Raw genomic sequence first — 3,947 nt, forward strand, 5'->3', positions numbered from 1 at the left:
CACACATGACGGTGATCTTCGCGAACTCTCAGACCGCGAAGATCACCACCGTCGACTACAAGCAGCAGTTGATCAATTACCCAACACTTTCTCAGACGCCGAGCCGGGCCGTCCGGACGCGCTCCACGGCCGCCTTCTCGCCCTCCAGGTCCACCCGCGCCGCCTCCTGCCGCCCGAAGAGGAACAGGGTCAGCTCGCCTGGGTCCCCGGTCACCGTCACCACCGGTGTGCCGCGGTGCGCGACCGCCGTCTGCCCGTCCGGGCGGCGCAGCACCAGCCCCACCGGCGCCTTCCGGCCGAGCAGCCGCGCGCCCTTCTCCAGCCGCGACCAGAGCACGTTCTCGAAGACCGGGTCCAGGTCACGGGGCGTCCAGTCGGGCTGGGCGCGGCGCACGTCCTCCGCGTGCACGAAGAACTCCACGGTGTTGGCCGCCTCGTCCACCTGCTTGAGCGCGAACGGCGACATCCGGGACGGGCCCGTGCGGATCATCCGCAGCAGCTCGTCGTAGGGGAGGGCGGTGAACTCCGCCTGGATCCGCTCCGCCCGGTCCTTCAGCGCCTGGAGCAGGGCCCCGCCCGTCGCGTCGGGGCGGCGCTCCCGTACGACCACATGGGCGGCGAGGTCGAGGGTCCGCCAGCCCTCGCACAGGGTGGCGGCGTCCGGGCCCGCCGCCTCCAACAGATCGGCGAGCAGAAGTCGTTCACGCTTGGCATGGGTCGACATGCCCGCCAGCGTACGGCGGTCCCGGGGCGCCCGCCCAGTGGACGACACCCCGGCCGGTCCCCGGTCACCCGGCGGTCCCGTCCCGTGGACGGTCCGCACATCCACCCCGCCCGGCACGGCACAATGTCCCCATGACCAGCAGTGTCCCCGCCAGTGCCCTCGACCCGGCCGTCGCGGCCCGCCTCAAGCGCGGCGCCGACGGACTGGTGCCCGCCGTCGCCCAGCAGTACGACACCGGGGAGGTGCTCATGCTCGGGTGGATGGACGACGAGGCCCTGCACCGCACCCTGACCACCGGCCGCGCCACCTACTGGTCCCGCAGCCGCCGGGAGTACTGGGTCAAGGGCGACACCTCCGGGCACGTCCAGTGGGTGAAGTCGGTGGCCCTCGACTGCGACGCGGACACCGTCCTCGTCAAGGTCGACCAGATCGGTGCCGCCTGCCACACGGGCGACCGCACCTGCTTCGACGCGGACGTCCTCCTCGATGCCGACGCCGCCGGCACCGCCGGCACCGCCGAGGCCCCGGGCACCGGCGCGCGGTCCGACCGCACCGCCCAGTAGGGTCGGCCGCCATGGATCTCGACACGTTCCGCAAGCTGGCCGTCGACCGCCGTGTCATCCCCGTCGTCCGCCGCCTGCTCGCCGACGGCGACACGCCCGTGGGGCTCTACCGCAAGCTGGCCGCCGAACGCCCCGGCACCTTCCTGCTGGAGTCCGCCGAGCAGGGCCGCTCCTGGTCCCGCTACTCCTTCATCGGCGTCCGCTCCGACGCGACCCTCACCGTCCGGGACGGCGAGGCGCACTGGCTCGGCACCCCGCCCGTGGGCGTCCCCACCGGGGGCGACCCGCTGCACGCCCTGCGCGCGACCGTCGAGACCCTGCACACCCCGCACACCCACGACGCCGCCGTGACCATGCCCCTCTTCACCGGCGGCATGGTCGGCTACCTCGGCTACGACATCGTGCGCCGCCTGGAGCGGATCGGCCCCGGTGAGCGCGACGACCTGAAGCTCCCCGAGCTGACCATGCTCCTCACCTCCGACCTCGCGGTCCTCGACCACTGGGACGGCAGCGTCCTGCTGATCGCCAACGCGATCAACCACAACGACACGGACACCGGTGTCGACGAGGCGTACGCCGGCGCCGTCGCCCGCCTCGACGCCATGGAGGCCGACCTCGCCCGGCCGCTGGTCTCCGTCCCGTCCGCGCTGCCGCCCTCCGAGCTGCCCGAGTTCACCGCGCTGTGGGGCGGGGCCGACTACCAGGACGCCGTCGAGGACATCAAGGAGCGCATTCGGGCCGGCGAGGCGTTCCAGGTGGTGCCCTCCCAGCGGTTCGAGACCCCCTGCACGGCGAGCGCCCTGGACGTGTACCGGGTGCTGCGGGCCACCAACCCCTCGCCGTACATGTACCTGCTCCGCTTCGACGGCTTCGACGTGGTCGGCTCCAGCCCCGAGGCCCTGGTCAAGGTCGAGGACGGGCACGCCATGGTCCACCCGATCGCCGGCACCCGCCATCGCGGCGCGACCCCGCAGGAGGACCACGACCTCGCCGAGGAACTCCTCGCCGACCCCAAGGAGCGCGCCGAGCACCTGATGCTCGTCGACCTCGGACGCAACGACCTGGGCCGGGTCTGCGCGCCCGGCACCGTCGAGGTGGTCGACTTCATGTCGATCGAGCGCTACTCCCACGTGATGCACATCGTCTCCACCGTAACCGGCCGGGTCGCCGAGGGCCGGACCGCCTTCGACGTGCTCACCGCCTGCTTCCCCGCCGGGACGCTCTCCGGCGCGCCCAAGCCGCGCGCCATGCAGATCATCGACGAGCTGGAGCCCTCCCGGCGCGGCCTGTACGGCGGCGCGGTCGGCTATCTGGACTTCGCCGGGGACTCCGACACCGCCATCGCCATCCGCACCGCCGTCCTCCGCGACGGCACGGCGTACGTCCAGGCCGGGGCGGGTGTCGTCGCCGACTCCGACCCGGTCGCGGAGGACACCGAGTGCCGGAACAAGGCGGCCGCCGTGCTGCGCGCCGTGCACACCGCGAACCGGCTCGCGTCCACGCCCCCGGCCGGCTGACACCCGGCCCGCCGACCGGGCGAACGGGCGGTAAGGGATAGTGGACGCGTGAGTGCCGTACCCGTACCCCAGCCCCGCGCCGCCGCCCCGGCGGAGCCGACCGCCCGGCGTGGCCGCCGCAGCCTCGCCGCGGCCCTGCTGCTCGGCGCGGCGGGCGCCACCGTCGTCCTCCTCGCCGCCGGGCGGATCTGGGCCGAGGGCACCGCGTCCGTCGGCGGCGGGACCGTCGCCCTGGAGGCGAAGGGCGGCGACGTCACCGGCGTCCCGACCGCCCTCGCGATCGTCGGCCTGGCCGCGCTGGTGGCCGTCTTCGCCGTCCGCCGCCGAAGCCGGCTGATCGTCTCCGGGCTGCTCGCCCTGAGCGGCGCCGGCGCGGTGACCGCGGCCCTGCTGGGCGTCTCCGACCGCGCCGCCCTCGACGAGAAGGCCGGGCGCACCACGGGCGACGCGGCCGCCACGGTGGACGCGCTGACGCACACGGTCTGGCCGTACGTCACGGCCGCGGGCGGACTGCTGATCCTGCTGGCCGGTGTGCTTGCTCTGCGGTACGGGGCCTCCTGGCCCACGATGTCCGGCCGCTACGAGCGCGACGGTACGCCCCGCCGGCGCACCGCCCCGCCCGTGGTCGACCCGGACCGGCCCGAGGACCTGTGGAAGGCCCTGGACCGGGGAGAGGACCCGACCCGCGAGTCCTGACCCACCCCCGGTCACCGCGCCCGACCGGGTGCGGGACAATGACGGAAGGGCCCCCGGGCCCGCAGCACGACCGGCTCAGCACGAGCGGCGGCTCACGACAGCGCACATTCAGACGAGGAGCACACTCATGGCGGGCAGCCACGGACACGGACACACCCCGGCCGCATGGACGGGCGTCATCATCTCGTTCATCGGTTTCTGCGTCGCGGGCGTCTTCATGGTCGCGGACAGCCCGGTGGGCTTCTGGGCCGGCTGCGCCGTGATCGCCCTCGGCGCGATCGCCGGCGGCGCCATGAAGGTGGCGGGCCTGGGCACGCCGAAGGAGTCCGAGGCCGTCCTGGCCGCCCGCGACCGCGCCGCCGCACGCGAGGGCGTCACCGCCTGACGCGCCCGTGTAGGTGCCGCCGTAGATGGAGGCGCTGGAGACGATGTGGTCCCCGGCGCTCG

General features: G+C 74.1%; 5 protein-coding genes. 4 read left to right on the top strand and 1 reads right to left on the bottom strand.

The genetic code is table 11. The features are described 5' to 3' along the window. Positions 1-91: 91 nt before the first annotated feature. The gene (locus ABZ457_RS30450) at positions 92-724 is read right to left on the bottom strand and encodes a TIGR03085 family metal-binding protein (protein WP_359164271.1); all 633 of its coding nucleotides are present in this window, start codon (positions 722-724) and stop codon (positions 92-94) included. 131 nt (positions 725-855) lie between these two features. On the opposite strand from ABZ457_RS30450, the gene hisI reads away from it, so the two are divergent. The 4 genes from hisI to ABZ457_RS30470 all read left to right on the top strand — a co-directional run bounded on the left by hisI (position 856) and on the right by ABZ457_RS30470 (position 3,885). Next, positions 856-1,287 (top strand): phosphoribosyl-AMP cyclohydrolase, encoded by a 432-nt coding sequence (gene hisI, locus ABZ457_RS30455; RefSeq protein ID WP_359164274.1) that lies wholly within the window; start codon positions 856-858, stop codon positions 1,285-1,287. A gap of 11 nt (positions 1,288-1,298) precedes the next feature. Beyond that, positions 1,299-2,804 (top strand): anthranilate synthase component I, encoded by a 1,506-nt coding sequence (locus ABZ457_RS30460; protein ID WP_359164277.1) that lies wholly within the window; start codon positions 1,299-1,301, stop codon positions 2,802-2,804. Positions 2,805-2,852: 48 nt separating this feature from the next. Further along, on the top strand, positions 2,853-3,500 hold the full coding sequence (locus ABZ457_RS30465; protein WP_359164280.1) for a TIGR02234 family membrane protein: 648 nt from the start codon (positions 2,853-2,855) through the stop codon (positions 3,498-3,500). A gap of 127 nt (positions 3,501-3,627) precedes the next feature. Further along, entirely contained in the window at positions 3,628-3,885 is a 258-nt protein-coding gene (locus ABZ457_RS30470; protein WP_359164283.1) for an HGxxPAAW family protein, read from the top strand. The last annotated feature ends 62 nt before the right edge of the window (positions 3,886-3,947 follow it).

Source organism: Streptomyces sp. NPDC005805 (genome assembly GCF_040630445.1).
Classification (GTDB): domain Bacteria; phylum Actinomycetota; class Actinomycetes; order Streptomycetales; family Streptomycetaceae; genus Streptomyces.